The sequence below is a fragment of the Actinoplanes nipponensis genome, assembly GCF_016862275.1.
In the GTDB taxonomy this organism is placed as follows: domain Bacteria; phylum Actinomycetota; class Actinomycetes; order Mycobacteriales; family Micromonosporaceae; genus Actinoplanes; species Actinoplanes nipponensis.
In genome coordinates, this window is record NZ_BOMQ01000014.1 from 1 (window position 1) to 16904 (window position 16904).

17 protein-coding genes are annotated in these 16904 nt (G+C 72.7%); 10 read left to right on the top strand and 7 right to left on the bottom strand.

All coding sequences use genetic code 11. The features are described 5' to 3' along the window. Positions 1 to 751 precede the first annotated feature (751 nt). Both Ani05nite_RS05280 and Ani05nite_RS05285 read right to left on the bottom strand, forming a co-directional pair. On the bottom strand, positions 752 to 991 hold the full coding sequence (locus Ani05nite_RS05280; RefSeq protein ID WP_125803548.1) for a DUF7455 domain-containing protein: 240 nt from the start codon (positions 989 to 991) through the stop codon (positions 752 to 754). A 290-nt stretch (positions 992 to 1281) separates the two neighbouring features. Beyond that, complete coding sequence (locus tag Ani05nite_RS05285) at positions 1282 to 2850, bottom strand: RNA polymerase sigma factor (RefSeq protein WP_239129322.1); 1569 nt, start codon at positions 2848 to 2850, stop codon at positions 1282 to 1284. A gap of 276 nt (positions 2851 to 3126) precedes the next feature. Here Ani05nite_RS05285 and Ani05nite_RS05290 point away from each other — a divergent pair, with 276 nt between their 5' ends. After that, positions 3127 to 3948 (top strand): inositol monophosphatase family protein, encoded by an 822-nt coding sequence (locus tag Ani05nite_RS05290; RefSeq protein WP_203765656.1) that lies wholly within the window; start codon positions 3127 to 3129, stop codon positions 3946 to 3948. 1 nt (position 3949) lies between these two features. Here the strand turns inward: Ani05nite_RS05290 and Ani05nite_RS05295 are convergent, their stop codons facing one another. Beyond that, complete coding sequence (locus Ani05nite_RS05295; RefSeq protein WP_203765657.1) at positions 3950 to 4489, bottom strand: LytR C-terminal domain-containing protein; 540 nt, start codon at positions 4487 to 4489, stop codon at positions 3950 to 3952. A gap of 384 nt (positions 4490 to 4873) precedes the next feature. On the opposite strand from Ani05nite_RS05295, the gene Ani05nite_RS05300 reads away from it, so the two are divergent. Next, positions 4874 to 5170, top strand: coding sequence for a DUF4193 domain-containing protein (locus tag Ani05nite_RS05300; protein ID WP_023561654.1), 297 nt, complete (start codon positions 4874 to 4876; stop codon positions 5168 to 5170). Positions 5171 to 5336: 166 nt separating this feature from the next. Then, positions 5337 to 6182 carry a hypothetical protein gene (locus Ani05nite_RS05305; RefSeq protein WP_239129323.1) on the top strand — a complete coding sequence of 282 codons (846 nt, stop codon included), beginning with the start codon at positions 5337 to 5339 and terminating at the stop codon, positions 6180 to 6182. Here Ani05nite_RS05305 and Ani05nite_RS05310 read toward each other — a convergent pair. Then, positions 6172 to 6654, bottom strand: a complete 483-nt coding sequence (locus Ani05nite_RS05310) for a DUF3093 domain-containing protein (protein WP_203765658.1) — start codon at positions 6652 to 6654, stop codon at positions 6172 to 6174. The genes Ani05nite_RS05305 and Ani05nite_RS05310 overlap by 11 nt on opposite strands. Positions 6655 to 6744: 90 nt before the next feature. Here Ani05nite_RS05310 and dut point away from each other — a divergent pair, with 90 nt between their 5' ends. The 4 genes from dut to Ani05nite_RS05330 all read left to right on the top strand — a co-directional run bounded on the left by dut (position 6745) and on the right by Ani05nite_RS05330 (position 9323). After that, a complete protein-coding gene (dut, locus tag Ani05nite_RS05315; RefSeq protein WP_203765659.1) occupies positions 6745 to 7236 on the top strand; it encodes a dUTP diphosphatase in 492 nt (163 codons plus the stop codon). A gap of 33 nt (positions 7237 to 7269) precedes the next feature. Then, positions 7270 to 7983, top strand: coding sequence for a DUF3710 domain-containing protein (locus Ani05nite_RS05320; protein ID WP_203765731.1), 714 nt, complete (start codon positions 7270 to 7272; stop codon positions 7981 to 7983). A gap of 144 nt (positions 7984 to 8127) precedes the next feature. Continuing rightward, positions 8128 to 8508: an OB-fold nucleic acid binding domain-containing protein gene (locus Ani05nite_RS05325; protein WP_203765660.1), complete on the top strand. Its 381-nt coding sequence runs from the start codon at positions 8128 to 8130 to the stop codon at positions 8506 to 8508. Then, positions 8505 to 9323 carry a DUF3159 domain-containing protein gene (locus Ani05nite_RS05330; protein WP_203765662.1) on the top strand — a complete coding sequence of 273 codons (819 nt, stop codon included), beginning with the start codon at positions 8505 to 8507 and terminating at the stop codon, positions 9321 to 9323. Before Ani05nite_RS05325 ends, Ani05nite_RS05330 begins: the two co-directional genes overlap by 4 nt. On the opposite strand, the gene Ani05nite_RS05335 is transcribed toward Ani05nite_RS05330, so the two are convergent. Together Ani05nite_RS05335 and Ani05nite_RS05340 are read right to left on the bottom strand one after the other, a co-directional pair. Further along, positions 9320 to 10000 (bottom strand): potassium channel family protein, encoded by a 681-nt coding sequence (locus Ani05nite_RS05335; RefSeq protein ID WP_203765733.1) that lies wholly within the window; start codon positions 9998 to 10000, stop codon positions 9320 to 9322. The two genes, Ani05nite_RS05330 and Ani05nite_RS05335, sit on opposite strands and share 4 nt — an antisense overlap. After that, a complete protein-coding gene (locus tag Ani05nite_RS05340) occupies positions 9997 to 10662 on the bottom strand; it encodes a potassium channel family protein (RefSeq protein WP_203765664.1) in 666 nt (221 codons plus the stop codon). The genes Ani05nite_RS05335 and Ani05nite_RS05340 overlap by 4 nt, the downstream gene beginning before the upstream one ends. 113 nt (positions 10663 to 10775) lie before the next feature. Between Ani05nite_RS05340 and Ani05nite_RS05345 the strand changes: the two genes are divergently transcribed. The 3 genes from Ani05nite_RS05345 to Ani05nite_RS05355 are packed head-to-tail and all read left to right on the top strand — an operon-like array spanning position 10776 to position 15429. Further along, positions 10776 to 12830: an APC family permease gene (locus tag Ani05nite_RS05345; RefSeq protein WP_239129324.1), complete on the top strand. Its 2055-nt coding sequence runs from the start codon at positions 10776 to 10778 to the stop codon at positions 12828 to 12830. Then, the gene (locus Ani05nite_RS05350) at positions 12827 to 14191 is read left to right on the top strand and encodes a class I SAM-dependent RNA methyltransferase (RefSeq protein WP_203765668.1); all 1365 of its coding nucleotides are present in this window, start codon (positions 12827 to 12829) and stop codon (positions 14189 to 14191) included. Before Ani05nite_RS05345 ends, Ani05nite_RS05350 begins: the two co-directional genes overlap by 4 nt. Beyond that, complete coding sequence (locus Ani05nite_RS05355; RefSeq protein ID WP_203765670.1) at positions 14188 to 15429, top strand: serpin family protein; 1242 nt, start codon at positions 14188 to 14190, stop codon at positions 15427 to 15429. Before Ani05nite_RS05350 ends, Ani05nite_RS05355 begins: the two co-directional genes overlap by 4 nt. A gap of 63 nt (positions 15430 to 15492) precedes the next feature. On the opposite strand, the gene Ani05nite_RS05360 is transcribed toward Ani05nite_RS05355, so the two are convergent. After that, the gene (locus Ani05nite_RS05360; RefSeq protein WP_203765672.1) at positions 15493 to 16863 is read right to left on the bottom strand and encodes a cation:dicarboxylate symporter family transporter; all 1371 of its coding nucleotides are present in this window, start codon (positions 16861 to 16863) and stop codon (positions 15493 to 15495) included. Positions 16864 to 16904 lie beyond the last annotated feature (41 nt).

Genomic DNA, 16904 nt, shown 5'->3' on the forward strand with positions numbered 1-16904 from the left:
TCGCTCGGGCAGGTGGGGTGGTTCGGGCCAGTGGGCCTGACTCGGGCGGGTAGGGGGCGCTGGGGCGGGTAGGGGTCGCTCGGCGGTGGGCTTAGCTCGGGCGGGTGGGCATAGCGCGGGCGGGCAGCGTGGTGTGGCTCGGGCAGGTGGGCATAGCGCGGGCGGGTGGGCGGCGGAGGGCGGTGGGGATGGGGGTTGGGGTGGGGGGCAGGCTGGACCGCGATCTTGTTGCGCTGGGGTGGGTCCGGCCCGCGGGTTGCTTCAAGATCCGGCCGGGGAGCCAGGGACGCGTGTGAAACGCGAGCGGTGGCCGCCGTGGACCGCGATCTTGATGCGCTGGGCCCGGTTCAGACGTCGGGTCGCCACAAGATCAGGCAAGGAGCGTCGCCGGTGGCGGCAAGAGCGGGAAGCGGAGCGCCTTAGCCGAGCGGTGCGAGGCGCGAGCGGGGAAGCCAGCGCGTTGGCCGGGCAACGAGAGGCACGAGCGGGAAGGTCAGCGCAGCGTCGATGAGGCGACCAGCGCAGGGCCCACGCCATGGCAGTGACCGGCCGTCGTCGGCCGTCCCAGCTCTTCATGATCGCTGCGTGTAGTGAACCTTGGTAACGGATGGCCACCGGGCGCGCCGATATCCATCAAGGTCCCCACGACTACCGAGAAGCGCCGGGCGCCCCCTGCCACCAGGCTCGACATCCCCCAGGGCAGAGAAAGGGGCGCCCACACCGGGGGCGCCCCTTGATCGTCTATCGGGGGTTAGTTGGAGTTAGACATCATGTCTGCGCCGCGCCAGGAGAACTCCGGGTCCGCCTTGTACTGAACCGTGATCTTCACCAGGTCCTCGGCGTACCTGTTGGCGTGGTGTCCGCAGAACACCAGCTCGCTGCCACCAGCCAGGGTCAAACGGAGCTTTCCGGCTGCATTGCAGCGGTCGCACCGTTCATCGGCTGCTGGTCCGGCCACCGTTCCCGCCGGCGGCGTGAGAGTCGGGGTCATCGCCTTCCTCCTCTGGTCGTCACCGATGAACATGTTCCTCGGCTACTGCTCACCCATGGTGCAACACCCTTGGCCCTGACAGCCTTCCCACTGTGTCCCGGGGGGACCCAAGTCACACGTGGTCGGGCTAGTGTGCCGTGCCCCAAGGGTGCCACGTCAACGATCACTTCTGCACAACGGTCCGATCACCACCGAGTGATGTACGGGTAGTGACCAAAGAGGCACGGATCGTTGACTGAACGGGGGGCGTCCAGTCATGATCACGGTGTCCGTGCCTCCACCGTTCCGGCTCAGTCCAGGTAGTCGCGCAGGACCTGCGAGCGGGACGGGTGCCGCAGCTTCGACATCGTCTTCGACTCGATCTGGCGGATCCGCTCCCGGGTGACCCCGTACACCTGGCCGATCTCGTCCAGCGTGCGCGGCTGGCCGTCGGTCAGGCCGAAGCGCAGCCGCACCACGCCCGCCTCGCGCTCGGAGAGAGTCTGCAGGACCTGCTGCAACTGGTCCTGCAGCAGCGAGAACGACACCGCGTCGACCGCGACGACCGCCTCGGAGTCCTCGATGAAGTCGCCGAGCTGGCTGTCGCCCTCGTCGCCGATGGTCTGGTCGAGCGAGATGGGCTCCCGGGCGTACTGCTGGATCTCCAGCACCTTCTCCGGGGTGATGTCCATTTCCTTGGCCAGTTCCTCCGGGGTGGGCTCGCGGCCCAGGTCCTGGAGCAGCTCACGCTGTATGCGGCCGAGCTTGTTGATGACCTCCACCATGTGCACCGGGATGCGGATGGTGCGGGCCTGGTCGGCCATGGCGCGGGTGATGGCCTGGCGGATCCACCAGGTGGCGTACGTGGAGAACTTGTAGCCCTTGGTGTAGTCGAACTTCTCGACCGCGCGGATCAGGCCCAGGTTGCCCTCCTGGATCAGGTCCAGGAACGCCATGCCGCGGCCCGTGTAGCGCTTGGCCAGCGAGACCACGAGCCGCAGGTTGGCCTCCAGCAGGTGGTTCTTGGCCCGCTCGCCGTCGCGGCCGATCCAGCGCAGGTCGCGCTCGAAGTTGCGCTCGAGCTTCTCCTCGCCGTCGTCGCAGGCGCGCAGCCGCTCGGCCGCGTACAGGCCGGCCTCGATCCGCTTCGCGAGCTCGACCTCCTGCTCCGCGTTCAGCAGGGGGACCTTGCCGATCTGCTTGAGGTACGCGCGGACGGAGTCGGCCGACGCGGTCAGCTCGGCGTCGCGGCGCGCCTGCTTGAGCGCCTCGGACTCCTCGTCGTCCCACTCGAAGTCGCCGTCGGTGGCCGTCGCGGCCGCGTCGGTGGCGGCGGCCTGGACCAGGGCGGCCGGCTCCTCCACGACGACGTCCTCGATCTCGGCGGCGAGCTCCTCGGGGTCGATCTCCTCGCCCTCGGCCGGGGCCTCGCCCGGCTTGGCGGCCTTCGCGGGGGTGGCCTTGGCGCCGGCCGCGGCCTTGCGGGGCGCGCCCGCGGCCTTCTTGGCGGGCGCCGCCTTCTTGGCCGGCTCCGTGGCGTCGGGGTCCTCCGCGCCGGCCTGCTTGGGGGCGGGCGCCGGCGCGGCCTTCTTCGCCGGGGCCCGGGTGGCCTTGGCGGTGGTGGCCTTGGAGGCGGGCGTGGCCGCGCGCGCGGCGGCGACCCGGCGGCGGGTGCTCGCCGAGCCGTCGACGACGACCGTGACTCCCGCGTCCACGAGGGCGCGGAGGATCTTCTTGGCCTGGGCCGGCGTGACTTCGGCCGACTCGACCGTCTGCACGACCTCGGCTGACGTGATCTGCCCGCCCGCACCCTGAGCATGGGCGATCAGGGCCTCGGTGAGAGAGCGAACGTCGGCACCGGTCTGGTGGGCTTCTGTCACGAATGACCTTCCGGAGGGCGATGTAACACGGCCATGAACCCAGCGCAGCGCGCGGCGGAACGAGGCTGGCCGGTGTGGTGTGGGAGCCCTCGGGACGCGGACGGGCCCGCTGGCGGCTGTCCGTGAAGCGTGGGCAGGGGTGAATTGTAGCGCCGTCCGGCTAGATCCTCCCGCCGCAGCACGCCACCGGCATGCCGAGGGTGGTCGAGAGGGGGGTGTCGGGGCTCGCGGAGGCCCCGGCGACGACAATGAAGACGGCTGAAAGGACGGTCACCAGTGGCTGCAGAAACCGCGACATCGACGCCGGACGCCCTGCTCCGGATCGCCGTACGGATCGCCCGGGAGGCCGCGGCGACCGCGCGGCGGATGCGCGCCGGGGCGATCACCGACGTGCGGACCAAGAGCACCGACACCGACGTGGTGACCGCGGCCGACCGGGCCGTCGAGCGCCAGGTGGTCGCCGCGCTGGCCGCTGAGCGGCCCGGAGAGGGCGTGCTGGGCGAGGAGTACGGCGACACCACGGCGGCGGCCGCCGGGCCCGTACGGTGGATCCTGGACCCCATCGACGGCACCGTGAACTATCTCTACGGCCTGCCGCTCTACGCGGTTTCGCTCGCCGCCGAGGTGGACGGCGTGGTCGTCGCCGGCGTGGTGCACAACGCGGCCACCGGCGAGGAGTGGACGGCGACCCGCGGCGGCGGCGCCTGGCGCGACGGGCGCCGGCTGGCCGGCTCGGCCCGGACCAGCCTCGACCAGACCCTGCTCGGCACCGGGTTCGGTTACGACCCGGCCCGGCGGGCGCACCAGGGCGCGGTGGTCGCCGCGTTGCTGAACCGGGTGCGCGACATCCGGCGCCTCGGCGCGGCCTCGCTGGACCTGTGCCTGGCGGCCGAGGGCAGCCTGGACGCGTACTTCGAGAAGGGGCTGAACGCCTGGGACCACGCGGCCGGTGGGCTGGTGGCCGCCGAGGCCGGGCTGCGGGTGTCCGGACTCGACGGAGCCCCGGCCGGGCCGGACATGCTCGTGGCGGCCCCGCCGGCGATCTTCGGCGCGCTGCACGACGCCCTCGTGGAGCTGGACGCCGCCGGCGGCCCCTAGGTCAGGAGTCCTTCTTGGCCGGGGCCACGCAGGCGCCCAGCGGCACCTCGGGCTCGCCCAGCTCGACCAGCGATTGGTTGACCTCGGTGGTGGTGGCCAGCTGCTGGAAGCCGCTGCCGACGACCACGTCCACGACCGTGCCCTTGCGCTTGGCGTCGTACTGCACGTCGGCCTGGTCCAGGAAGTACGCCCGCAGCAGCCACGCCGAGCCGACCGCCTCCGGGCCGTAGCGCATGACCGCGACGCCGTCGACCTTCTTCTTGTTCTCGGCCGGCTTCTGCGTCCTGAACCGCCGGTTCTTGAACTCGTTGGTGACGGCGTCGGCCAGTCCCGGGGTCTTGGTGCCGTTGAAGACCCGCACGGTGACCTGCTCCGGGTCGTCCGGCAGGGTCACGTTGGCCATGACCGCGCCGTCCGGGCAGCCGCCCCCGGCGACCGCGTCGCCCTGGGTGTCGCGGACCAGCGCCACGACGACGAAGACCACCGCGGCCACGGCGAGCACGCCGACCACGACCAGCGCTCGGACGCGGGCAAAGCTCATGGAACTGGCTCCCGGGGCAGCTCGATCGGCTCCCGTCCGGTGCCGGACGGGGTATGCGGTGAGGTTAGCGTCTGTGCGCCAAGCCCGCGGAAAGAGGGAATGCTCCCGGCGCGCCGACGATGATCTACGGGCTGCGCCCCCTACTTTGATGTCGCCTCGGTCACATCGGGAACAATGGGCCGCCCGCGCGCGTACAAGCCACCCGCGGGGGCGGTAAGGTGCCGCGTTTGCCGGGGCAGTTTCACGAGGGGGTGGGGGCGCCCCGGCGGACGGGCGATCCCTGTTTCAGAACGGGGAAAAAAGTCCGCCGCACCCGGGAACCGAAACGCCGTCGCTGGCGTTACTAACGCCAAGTGACACATCGATACAGGAGAGTGACATCCGATGGCCACCGACTACGACGCCCCGCGTCGCGACGAGGTCGACCTCGGCGAGGACAGCCTCGAGGAGCTCAAGGCCCGCCGCGCCGACTCGCAGTCGGGCGCAGTGGACGTCGACGAGGTCGAGGTGGCGGAGAGCTTCGAGCTCCCCGGTGCTGACCTGGCCGACGAGGAACTGACCGTCAAGGTGCTGCCGATGCAGACCGACGAGTTCCGCTGCGCCCGCTGTTTCCTCGTACACCACCGCAGCCAGCTCGCGGTGGAGCGCAACGGGGAACTGATCTGCCGTGAGTGCGCCTGACCGGCGCGTCCGCGAGCAGGACCCCCGGTCGTCGCCCGACGGCCGGGTCAAGCACCGACCCCTGATCCCCCCGCCGCCGGTTTGCCCCGGCAGCGCAACCGGGTATCAGGCTGACCGATAGACGCCAACGGCATCGATGCCGCCAGCCGACACGGGGAGGTCGACGATGAGCCGCCCAGACGACAGCTCGGCACCGTCCGAAGATCCGGGGCGTGAGCTCATCAAGGTCGACCCCGCCGGGGCCGCCGGTGACGAGGACGCCGGGATCGGCGCCACCGTGGCCGCCCTGACCGCCGACGACCTCGAGCCGGCCGGTCGCCGGCGCCTGCTCGGCCGGCTCGTCGGCGATGTCCGCCGGCGCGGGCTCGGCCAGCTCTTCCGGCCCCGGGCCGCGCTGCGCTGGATGGCGGACGTGGTCGCCGACGTGGCGCCGCACGTGCCGGTCCGCGACCGGGCGACCCTGCGCCGGCACTTCGACGGGCTCGACGGCGACGCGCTCGCCGAACGGCTCGTGCGCAACGCCGCCCTGGCCACCGCCGGGGTGGGTGCTGCCGGCGGCGGTGTCGCCTCCCTGGAATGGGTGGCCACCCCGACCCTGCTCTCGGCCCCGGTCCTGCTGGCCGCCGAGACGGTCGCCGTGGTGGCCGTCGAGCTCAAGCTGATCGGCGAGCTGCACGAGGTGTACGGCCGGCCGGTCACCGGCAACCCCGTCGAGCGCGCCTCCGCCCTGGTGCAGTCCTGGGCCGGCCAGCGGGGGGTCAACCCGCTCGTGCCGGGCATCGGCGTCGCCACCGTGCTGGGCACCGCGGCCCGCAAGGAGCTGCAGGGCACCCTGCTGCGGCGCTTCGGGCGCAACCTGACCACGATGGGACCGCTGCTCACCGGCGCGGCCGTGGCGAGCTACCTCAACCGCCGGGCCACCCGCGGGCTCGGCGAGAAGCTGATCAAGGACCTGCGCCGCCAGGGCCCGGCGGTCATCGACGGCGACACCCGCCGCGAGCTCAGCTCCTAGACCGCAGCAGCGCGGTCGCCAGCTCGACCGGGTGCCGGCTGCTGACCACCCAGAACGGGGTCGGGTCGGCCGGGTCGTCCAGCAGCACCTGCACGGCGCCGGAGATCCACGGCCGCTGCACCACGAAGGCCAGCGGGTGCGAGCCCACGCCGAGCACCTCGCGCTTGCCGGCGGCGTCCAGCGGGACCACGTCGGCGATCACGCTCAGCGGCAGCCGGGCGTCGTCCACGAGGAACTCCGTGGCGGTGACCACGACCTTGATCCGGTCGGCCCGCCACAGCAGGAACACGGTCAGCGGCAGCAGCACCGCGAACGGCACCCAGGCCCGCAGGCCGGTGCTGCCCATCCAGATCTCGGCGGCCAGCAGGGCGGCCACGGCCACCCAGCCGGGCCACGCCAGCCACGGGATGCGCAGGCGCTCGGCGTACGCCGGACGCGGCGCCGCCGTGCGTGCGGAGGCCTCGGATGTCACCCTGGTGAGGGTACGGCGCGCCTCCGTCCGCGGCGACGGCAGGATGGCAGGGTGGGTGCCGCTCGCCCGCCCGCAGGACCGACGCCGACCGTGAGGACCGTTACCGTGACCGACCCCGTGGACATCCAGGTCCGCCGGCTCGACCCCGACCTGCCGCTGCCGGCGTACGCCCTCCCGGGCGACGCCGGCGCCGACCTGGTCGCCGCCGAGGACGTCGAGCTCGCCCCGGGCGGGCGCGCGCTGGTGCGTACCGGGCTCGCGGTCGCGCTCCCGGAGGGTTACGTCGGGCTGGTGCATCCGCGTTCCGGGCTCGCCGTGCGCCTGGGGGTGACCGTGCTCAACGCGCCCGGTACGGTCGACGCCGGTTACCGCGGCGAGATTCTGGTGAACCTGGTCAACCACGACCCCGCCGCGACCGCCAAGATCTCCCGGGGCGACCGCATCGCCCAGCTCGTCGTGCAGCGGGTCGCCCGGGCGGTGTTCCACGTGGTCGACGAGCTTCCCGGCACCTCGCGGGGTGCGGGCGGGCACGGCTCGACCGGCGGGCACGTGGCTCTGCCGGCCCCCCAGCAGCAGCTCTAGAAAGACGCTAGAACGAAGAAGGTGGCAACGCAGATGTTCTCCCGCAAGCGCGGCGGTCCCAAGCACGTGCGACCCGACGACGCACCCCAGTCGGCGGCGCTCGCCCACAGCATGGGCGACGGCCCGGCGCCCGAGCACGGCCCGTACGACAGCCGGCAGGCCCCCGGCGGGGTGCAGCGGCTGGATCTCGGCAGCCTGCTCATCCCGGCGATCGAGGGCGTCGAGGTGCGGGTGCAGGCCAACCCGGACGGCGGCGTCGAGCAGATCGTGCTGGTCCACGGCAACAGCGCGCTGCAGCTCGGCGTCTTCGCCGCGCCGCGCAGCGAGGGCATCTGGGACGAGGTGCGGGCCGAGATCGCCGCGGCGATGAAGGCCGACGGCGCCGCGCCGCAGGAGTTCGACGGCCCGTACGGCGTCGAGCTGGCGGCCCGGGTCAACACGCCCGAGGGGCCGGCGGACGTCCGGTTCGTCGGCGTGGACGGCCCCCGCTGGATGGTCCGCGCGCTGTACCAGGGCCTGGCCGCCGCCGATCCGGCCCAGGAGGGCGTGCTCGGCGAGTGCCTGCGCGGCCTGGTCGTGGTCCGCGACGAGGAGGCCCGGCCGGTCCGCGAGGCGCTGCCGCTGCGGCTGCCGCGGGAGATGGCCGAGCAGGCCGAGCAGCACGCGCACGAGCACGAGGACCCGACGCCGCCGGACGTGGCGGTCAACGAGCGGTTCCCCGGGCCGAACGGCCGTCACGCGCATTGATCGGAACGGCTCCCGGTGAGGTAGGTCACCGGGACCACTTCCGGCGTACCGTTGACTTGCGGCACCTGCCCACACTGTGTGCCGTCCGCCGGCCTTCCGCCGGCGCGTTTCCACGGTTCGCCGAGGAGAGGGTGGCACGAGGTCATGTCGACCGATGAGCGCACCACTGGCCTGCGCCGGTTCTTCGAACGGCTGACCGCCTCCGAGGCGGAACTGGACGCGCAGGAGTTGCAGCGCGACAGCGCCAAGTGCGGCGCGATGCCGGCCGGTCAGTGCCGCCGCGGTCAGGTCGTCTCGGTGTCGGGACGGCTGCGCACGGTGGCGTACACTCCCCGCACCAACCTGCCGACGCTCGAGGCGGATCTCTACGACGGCAGCGACGTGGTCACGCTCGTCTTCCTGGGCCGCCGTTCCATCGTCGGCATCGAACCGGGTCGTCAGCTCACCGCCCGCGGCCGGATCGCCCTGCGCGACGACCGCAAGGTCATCTACAACCCGTACTACGAGCTGGAGGCGCCCCGGTGACACCCGGCAGCGAACCCCGTCACGCCGCGCACGAGTCAGTGGAGGAACGGGTCGCCGAGGAGGTCGTCGAGGAGCTCATCGGAGAGTTCGTCGAGGAGCTCGACCCACCGCCGGCGCGCCGGCCGGAGGACGACGAGGAGCCGCTGCCGTCGTTCAGCGAGCAGATCTCCGAGCAGCTCGGCGGGGTCCGCGGGCTCATCGAGTCCAGCGTGCCGGTGCTCGCCTTCGTGCTGCTCAACGTGCTGCTCGGCAGCGCCGGGCTGGACCTGGGCAAAAAGACCGCGCTGTACTGGGCGATCGGCGGCAGCGTCGGCTCGGCGCTGGCCATCGGCGTCTACCGGCTCAGCCGCAAGCAGCCGATCCGGCACGCGGTCAACGGCCTGTTCGGCATCGCGATCGGCGCGTTCCTGGCCTGGCGCACCGGCGACGCCAAGAACTTCTACCTGCCGGGCATCCTGCTGACCCTGGGTCAGGTGGTCGTGCTGATCGGGTCGGTCGCGGTCCGCCGGCCGATCATCGGGTACGTCTGGGGCGTGCTGGCCAACGGCGGCAAGCACGACTGGTTCGACCACCCCCGGCTGTTCCGCACCTTCCAGTGGCTGACGCTGGTCTGGGCGGCGTCGCTGTTCGTCCGCGCGGGCGTGCAGGGCTGGCTCTACCTGGCCGACCAGGCGAACGCGATCGGCGTGGTGCGGATCCTGATCAGCTGGCCGATCTACGCCGCGACGTTCGCCTTCACCGCCTGGGCCGTGCACCGGGTCACCTCCGCCGAGCACGCCCACGCGCCCGAGCCGAGCGCCGAGGCGCAGCCCTAGCCGAACTCGCGGCTGCTGCCCAGCACCACGGCGCGGACCGCGTCCTCGACCTCCGAGGTGCACACGAAGATCAGCTCGTCGCCGGCCTCCAGCGGGTCGTCCGGCGTCGGCACCAGCACCCGCTTGCCGCGCAGGATGGCCACCAGGGCGGCGTCGCGGGGCATCGGCACCGAGCGCACCGGCTCACCCACGTACGGGGCGGTGGCCGGCAGGGTGATCTCCACCAGGTTGGCCTCGCCCTGCCGGAAGGTCATCAGCCGGACCAGGTCGCCGACGGTGACCGCCTCCTCGACCAGCGCGGCCATCAGGCGCGGCTTGCTGACCGCGACGTCGACGCCCCACTGCTCGGTGAACAGCCACTCGTTCTCGGCCCGGTTGACCCGGGCGACCACCCGGCCGACCGCGAACTCCGTCTTGGCCAGCAGCGAGCAGACCAGGTTGGCCTTGTCGTCGCCGGTGGCCGCCACGACCACGTCGCAGTTGGCCACGTCGGCCTCCTCCAGGCTGGTGACCTCGCAGGCGTCGGCCAGCACCCACTCGGCCTGGGGCACCCGCTCGGGCCGCAGCTGGCGCGGCTGGCGCTCGATGAGCATCACCTGGTGGCCGTTGCCGATCAGTTCCTGGGCGATCGAGCGGCCCACGTTGCCCGCGCCCGCGATGGCGATCCGCATGGTCAGTGACCCCCCAGCCCGGCGCCCGCGGCGCTCGCGAGCACGTCGTCGACGATGTCGTCGGTGACCAGCATGAAGACCTGGTCACCGTCCTGCAGCACGGTGGACGGCGTGGCCAGCGAGCCGATCCCGAAGCGCATCAGGTACGCCACCCGGGCGCCCGTGGCGTCCTCCAGCGCGGTGAGCGTCCGGCCCACCCAGTCGCGGTGCAGCGGGGCCTCGACGATCGACACCGAGCTGGTCGGGTCGCGGAACACCTCGACCGTGCCCTCGGGCACCAGGTGCCGGACCATCCGGTCGGCGGCCCAGCGGATCGTGGCCACCGTGGGGATGCCCAGCCGCTCGTAGACCTGGGCCCGCCTGGCGTCGTAGATGCGGGCGACGACCCGCGACACGCCGAACGTCTCCCGGGCCAGCCGGGCCGAGATGATGTTGGAGTTGTCGCCGCTGGAGACCGCCGCGAACGCGTCGGCGCGCTCGATGCCGGCGGCGCTGAGCACCTCGCGGTCGAAGCCGATCCCGGTCACCGTGGTGCCGCCGAACTCGGCGCTCAGCCGGCGGAAGGCGTCGGCGTTCTGGTCGATCACCGCGACGGAATGGCCGCGGGCGTCGAGCTTGTGCGCCAGCGTCGAGCCGAGCCGGCCACAGCCCATGATCACCACGTGCACGGTTTTGCGCCTTCCCGCTGGATGCTTCCTGGACAGAGCGTGCCATGCGGCGGCGGCGGCCGTTGGCCGGGGCGGCCGACGGCGTGGCGTGCGCAGCCGTACCCTTGGCGCTTGTGGCAAGTTCGACGTCCCTAGCGAAGCGGCTGCTGCTCGGCCGGCCCTTCCGTTCCGACCGGCTGCAGCACACCCTGCTGCCGAAGCGGATCGCGCTGCCCGTCTTCGCCTCGGACGCGCTGTCCAGCGTCGCGTACGCGCCCGACGAGATCCTGCTGACGCTGTCCATCGCGGGGGCCAGCGCGTTCATGTACTCGCCGTGGATCACGCTGGCGGTCGCGGTCGTGATGGCCACCGTGGTGGCCAGCTACCGGCAGAACGTGCACGCGTACCCGTCCGGCGGCGGCGACTACGAGGTCGCCACGGTCAACCTGGGCCCGCGCTTCGGGGTCGCGGTGGCCAGCGCGCTGCTGGTCGACTACATCCTCACGGTGGCCGTCTCGATCAGCGCCGGCGTGTCGAACCTGGGCTCGGTGGTCCCGTTCGTGGCCGAGCACAAGATCGGCATAGCGCTGGCCGCCATCGCCGTGCTGACCGCGCTCAACCTGCGCGGGCTGCGCGAGTCCGGCACCGCCTTCGCCATCCCGACGTACCTGTTCATCGTCGTCATCCTCGGGATGATCATCACCGGCTTCGTCCGGGTCTTCGTGCTCGGCCAGGACCTGCGCGCGCCCAGCGCGGACATCGTCATCGACGCCGAGACCCACCATCTGACCAGCTTCGCCTTCGTGTTCCTGCTGTTGCGGACGTTCTCCTCCGGCTGCGCGGCGCTGACCGGGGTCGAGGCCATCTCCAACGGCGTGCCCGCGTTCAAGCCGCCGAAGAGCAAGAACGCGGCCACCACGCTGCTGCTGCTGGGCAGCATCGCGATCCTCATGCTGGTCGGCATCATCATGCTGGCCCGGGCCACCCACCTGCAGTACGTCGAGGACCCGCTCACCCAGATCGTCGGCGGGCCGGACAACTACGTGCAGAAGACGGTCACCGCCCAGCTCGGCGAGACGGTCTTCGGCAGCGGCTCGATCCTGCTGTACGTGGTCGGCGCGGTCACCGCCCTGATCCTGTTCCTGGCCGCCAACACCGCGTTCAACGGCTTCCCGGTGCTCGGCTCGATCCTGGCCCAGGACCGGTACCTGCCCCGGCAGCTGCACACCCGCGGCGACCGGCTGGCCTTCAGCAACGGCATCCTGTTCCTGGCGGTGGCCGCCATGGTGCTCATCGTGGCGTTCGAGGCCGAGGTCACCCGGCTGATCCAGCTCTACATCGTCGGGGTCTTCGTGTCCTTCACGCTCTCGCAGGAGGGCATGATCCGGCACTGGAACCGGCTGCTGAAGACCCAGCGGGACCCGGCCGTGCGGCGCCGGATGATCCGCTCGCGGGCGATCAACGCCTTCGGCATGGCGCTGACCGGCGCGGTGCTCATCGTCGTGCTGATCACCAAGTTCCTGCTCGGCGCCTGGATCGCGATCGTCGCCATGCTGGTCATCTACGCCGGCATGCTGGGCATCCGCAAGCACTACGTGCGGGTCGCCGCCGAGCTCGAGCCGAGCGAGGAACGGCCGGTGCTGCCCTCCCGCAACCACGCGGTGGTGCTGGTCAGCAAGGTGCACAAGCCCACGCTGCGGGCGGTGGCGTACGCCCAGGCGACCCGGCCGGACACGCTGACCGCGGTGACGGTCAACGTGGACGACAAGGACACCCGGACCATCCAGGCCGAGTGGGAGCGCCGGCAGATCCCGGTGCCGCTGACCGTGGTGGACTCGCCGTACCGGGAGATCACCCGGCCGATCATCGACTTCGTCAAGAGCATGCGCCGCGGTTCGCCGCGCGACGTGGTCACGGTCTTCATCCCGGAGTACGTGGTCGGCCGCTGGTGGGAGAACCTGCTGCACAACCAGAGCGCGCTGCGGATCAAGACCCGGCTGCTGTTCGAGCCCGGGGTCATGGTGACCAGCGTCCCGTGGCAGCTGCAGTCCAGCCAGGACCGGGACCTCGAGCGGCTGGACCGTGACCTGAGCCGGGCGCCGGCCCGGGGCCCGCGCATCCGACCGAACAACGTGCCGGCCGGGGTGGCCGCCACGCCCCCCGCCGAGACCCCGGAAGAGCCGAAGTGAGCGACGAACTGTTCGAGGGTGACCGCATCGAGCTCACGGTCGGCGCGCCCGCGCACGGCGGGCACTGCGTCGCCCGGTTCGGCGGCCCGCACGGCCAGGTGGTCTTCGTCCGGCACGCGCTGCCGGGGGAGCGGGTCACCGCCGAGGTGACCGAGCTGCACAAGGGGTACCTGCGGGCGGACGCCGTGGAGATCCACGAGCCGTCCCCGGACCGGGTGGCGCCGCCGTGCGCGTTCGCGCGCCCCGGCGCCTGCGGGGGCTGCGACCTGCAGCACGTGGCGCCGGCCGCCCAGCTGGAGTGGAAGGCCGCCGTCGTGCGGGAGCTGCTCGGCCGGATGGGCGGCCTGAGCGGCGAGCGGATCGCGGAGCTGGACGTGCGGGTCGAGCCGCTGCCGGGCGGCCCGCTGGGCTGGCGCTCGCGGGTCCGCTACGCCGTCGACGCCGCCGGGCGGCCCGGGCTGCTCAAGCACCGCTCGCACGAGGTCGTGCCGGTCGACCGCTGCCTGATCGCCCACCCGCGCCTGCAGCAGCTCGACGTGACCGGCCGGCTCTGGCCGGAGGCGGCCGCGGTCGAGGTGGTCGCCTCGACCGGCGGCGACGTCAGCGTGCTGGCCCGCCCGGCCGCGGCCCCGCTGCTGGTGGCGGCCGGCGCGGTCCGGCCCGGCGCCGACACGCCGGGTGGCAACGGCCCGGTCGCCGCGCCGCGGCCCGTCGCTGTGGACGACGGGCCGCTCGACGAGCCGGCCGGCGGCGGCGCGGTGCTGATCGAGGGTCCGGCCGAGGTGCGCGAGCTGGCCGCCGGCCGGGAGTGGCGGGTGCCGCCGGAGGGCTTCTGGCAGGTGCATCCCGCGGCCGCGGACACCCTGGTGGGCGCGGTGCTGGAGCTGCTCCAGCCGGTCGAGGGCGAGATCTCCTGGGACCTGTACGGCGGCGCCGGCCTGTTCGCCGCCGCCCTGGCCCAGCGCACCCGGGCCCGGACGACGGTCGTCGAGTCGGCCCCGGCCGGTGTGGCGACGGCCCGCACCAACCTGGCCGACCTGGGCGGCGTCGAGGTGGTGTCGGCCAAGGTGGACGTGGCGCTGGCCCGGCGCCGGGTGACCGGCCCGGTCGACCTGGTGGTGCTGGACCCGCCGCGGACGGGCGCCGGCGCGAAGGTGGTGCGCGCGATCACCGCGGCCGGCCCGCGGGCGGTGGCCTACGTGGCGTGCGACCCGGCGGCGCTGGCCCGGGACGTGCAGACGTTCGGCGCCGAGGGGTGGCGGCTGGCCGAGCTGCGGGCGTACGACTGCTTCCCGATGACCCAGCACATCGAGTGCGTCGCCCTGCTGGTGCCCGGAGGGCCCACGGGCCGGGCCGGATGACGACCCCGCTGTACGACGCCCTGGCCGCCTACGCCGAGCGTCTGCACGCCGGCATCGGCGACGGCCATCACGTCGCGTCGCCGTTGGGCGCATGGCTGCTGTTGGCGTTGTGTGCCTCGGCGGGCGGCGGCCCGGCCGGCGACGAGCTGGCCGAGGTGCTCGGCATGCCGGCCGGCGACGCGGCGTCGGCCGCCGCGGCGCTGCTGGAGCATCCGCACCCGCTGGTGTCCTCGGCGACCGCGGTGTGGCACGCGCCGGACCGGGACACCGACGGTCTGCGCGACTGGCAGGCCGGGCTGCCGCCCAGCACCACCGTGGGGCTGCTGCCGGCCCAGGAGGCTGCTGACGCCTGGGCGCGGGAGCACACCGGCGGGCTGATCGGGTCCTTCCCCCTGGCCGTCACGCCGGAGGTGGCGGTGTTGCTGGCCAGTGCGCTGGCCACCCGGGTGTCGTGGGCCCAGCCGTTCGAGGTGGCGGCGGCGGCCGCGCTCGGCCCGGACAGTGCCTGGGCCGCCGGGCTGACCCGGATGCTCCGCAGCCCGGAAGAGGGGCATGTCTCGTTCATCGCCGCGACGGACCGGGCCGGTGACGTCGTGGTGCACATCGCCGAGGCCGACTGTGCTGACCGGGACCTGTACGCCCGGACCAAGGTGCTGGTCATCTCGGTCGCTGCCGCCCCCGGCGTCGAGGCCGGTGACGTGCTCGCCGCCGCCTACGCCATCGGTCGCGGCGCGGCCGACGACGTGGAGCTGGGGCGCCGGTCCCTGTACGACCTGCCGCTGGGGGACAGCGGGCTGTGGAGCATCCGCGAGGAGGCGGTCCTGACCGACCTCAGCCACGAGGAGCGGTACACGGCGGTGCTGCCGTGCTGGTCGGCCGAGAGCGATCACGACCTGACCGGGCCCGGGCTGGGCTTCACCACCGCCGCACGGATCCTGGCGGAGGCCCTGCCGGTCTCCGGCCGGGCCTGCGACGCCCGGCAGGTGGCCATGGCCCGCTACGGCCGCTACGGCTTCGAGGCCGCCGCCGTCAGCGGCTTCGCGGTGTTGGAGAGCATGCCCAGCGAGGGGGTGGCGCGCATCGCCGAGCTGCGCTTCGGCCACCCGTACGCGGTGCTCGCCGTGACCGTCGACATCCGCGACGGCGACCGCGGGCGGGAACTCGGTCCATGGCACGGCGTGCCGGTCTTCTCCGCCTGGGTCAGCCGGCCGGAGGACCTGCCCGCGGCCGACGCCTGACCGCGGCCGGCCCGGTCCCGGCCGGCGGCCGGTGGGCCTAGGAGCGCTCCGCGGCCGGTGGGCCTAGGAGCGCTCCGCAGCTGGTTCCGCCGGGCGTTCCTCGGCGCTGGGTTCGTGGGCGTCGTGCGGATCGTCGTCGTAGGTGGTCTCGTCGAACGGCGCCGCGCCGGAGAGCACCGCCCGGGCCTGCTCCTGGTCGATCTCCCGGGTCCAGGTGCCGACCAGCACGGTGGCGACGGCGTTGCCGGCGAAGTTGGTCAGCGCCCGGGCCTCGGACATCAGCCGGTCGATGCCGACGATCAGCCCGACGCCGGGCACCAGGTCGGGGCGGTGGCTCTGCAGACCGCCGGCCAGCGTGGCCAGGCCCGCGCCGGTGACCCCGGCGGCGCCCTTGGAGGCCAGGATCATGAACAGCAGCAGGGAGATCTGCTCGCCGACCGACAGCGGGTTGTCCAGCGCGTCGGCGATGAACAGCGAGGCCATGGTGAGGTAGATCGCGGTGCCGTCGAGGTTGAACGAGTAGCCGGTCGGCACCACGATGCCGACCACCGGGCGGCTCACGCCCAGGTGGCCCATCTTGGCGATCAGCCGGGGCAGCGCCGACTCCGACGACGAGGTGGACAGGATCAGCAGGAACTCCCGGGCCAGGTAGCGCAGCAGCTTGAAGATCGACATGTGCGCGACCACCCGCAGCAGCAGGCCGAGGACGACGAAGACGAACAGCGCGCAGGTGATGTAGAAGCCGATCATGATGCCGAGCAGGCTCTTGAGCGCGTCGACACCGGTCGCGCCGACCACGGCCGCCATGGCCCCGAACGCGCCGATCGGCGCCAGCCACATCACCATCGCGAGAATCTTGAAGACCAGCCGCTGGAAGACCGCGACGGCCCGGATGACCGGCTCCCCGCGCTCGCCCATCGACTGCACCGCGAAGCCCACCAGCAGGGCGACCAGCAGCGTCTGGAGGATCTCCCGGGTGGCGATCGCGTTGAGCAGCGAGGGCGGGATGATGCCGAGCACGAAGTCGACGCCGGACTCGGCCTCCCCGCTGACCTGGGCGGCACCGGTCTTGGCCAGTTCCTCGCTGAGGTGCAGCCCCGAGCCCGGGTGCAGGATGTTGCCCACCACCAGGCCGATCGTCAGCGCGATCGTCGACATGACCAGGAAGTAGCCGAGGGCGAGCCCGCCGACCTTGCCGACCTGGGCGGCCCGGCGGATCGAGCCGACCCCCAGCACGATCGTGCAGAAGATCACCGGCGCGATCATCATCTGGATGAGCGCGACGAAGCCGGTGCCCAGCGGGCGCAGATCCTTGCCGAGCTCCGGGAAGAGGAAGCCGACGGCGATGCCCAGGGCCATCGCCACCAGCACCGAGATGTAGAGGATGTGGCTGCGGTCGCGGCGTCGGGCCGGGCTGGTCGCATCGACGGTCATGGGTCCTTCCTACCCGAGCAAGTGATCTGAGTCACGTCTCG

What these genes read in the sequence shown, in the direction of transcription:
- Ani05nite_RS05280 (WP_125803548.1), bottom strand. Translation starts at nt 991, where the DNA reads ATGACCCCGACTCTCACGCCGCCGGCGGGAACGGTGGCCGGACCAGCA.
- Ani05nite_RS05295 (WP_203765657.1), bottom strand. Translation starts at nt 4,489, where the DNA reads ATGAGCTTTGCCCGCGTCCGAGCGCTGGTCGTGGTCGGCGTGCTCGCC.
- Ani05nite_RS05300 (WP_023561654.1), top strand. Translation starts at nt 4,874, where the DNA reads ATGGCCACCGACTACGACGCCCCGCGTCGCGACGAGGTCGACCTCGGC.
- Ani05nite_RS05305 (WP_239129323.1), top strand. Translation starts at nt 5,337, where the DNA reads ATGAGCCGCCCAGACGACAGCTCGGCACCGTCCGAAGATCCGGGGCGT.
- Ani05nite_RS05320 (WP_203765731.1), top strand. Translation starts at nt 7,270, where the DNA reads ATGTTCTCCCGCAAGCGCGGCGGTCCCAAGCACGTGCGACCCGACGAC.
- Ani05nite_RS05325 (WP_203765660.1), top strand. Translation starts at nt 8,128, where the DNA reads ATGTCGACCGATGAGCGCACCACTGGCCTGCGCCGGTTCTTCGAACGG.
- Ani05nite_RS05355 (WP_203765670.1), top strand. Translation starts at nt 14,188, where the DNA reads ATGACGACCCCGCTGTACGACGCCCTGGCCGCCTACGCCGAGCGTCTG.
- Ani05nite_RS05360 (WP_203765672.1), bottom strand. Translation starts at nt 16,863, where the DNA reads ATGACCGTCGATGCGACCAGCCCGGCCCGACGCCGCGACCGCAGCCAC.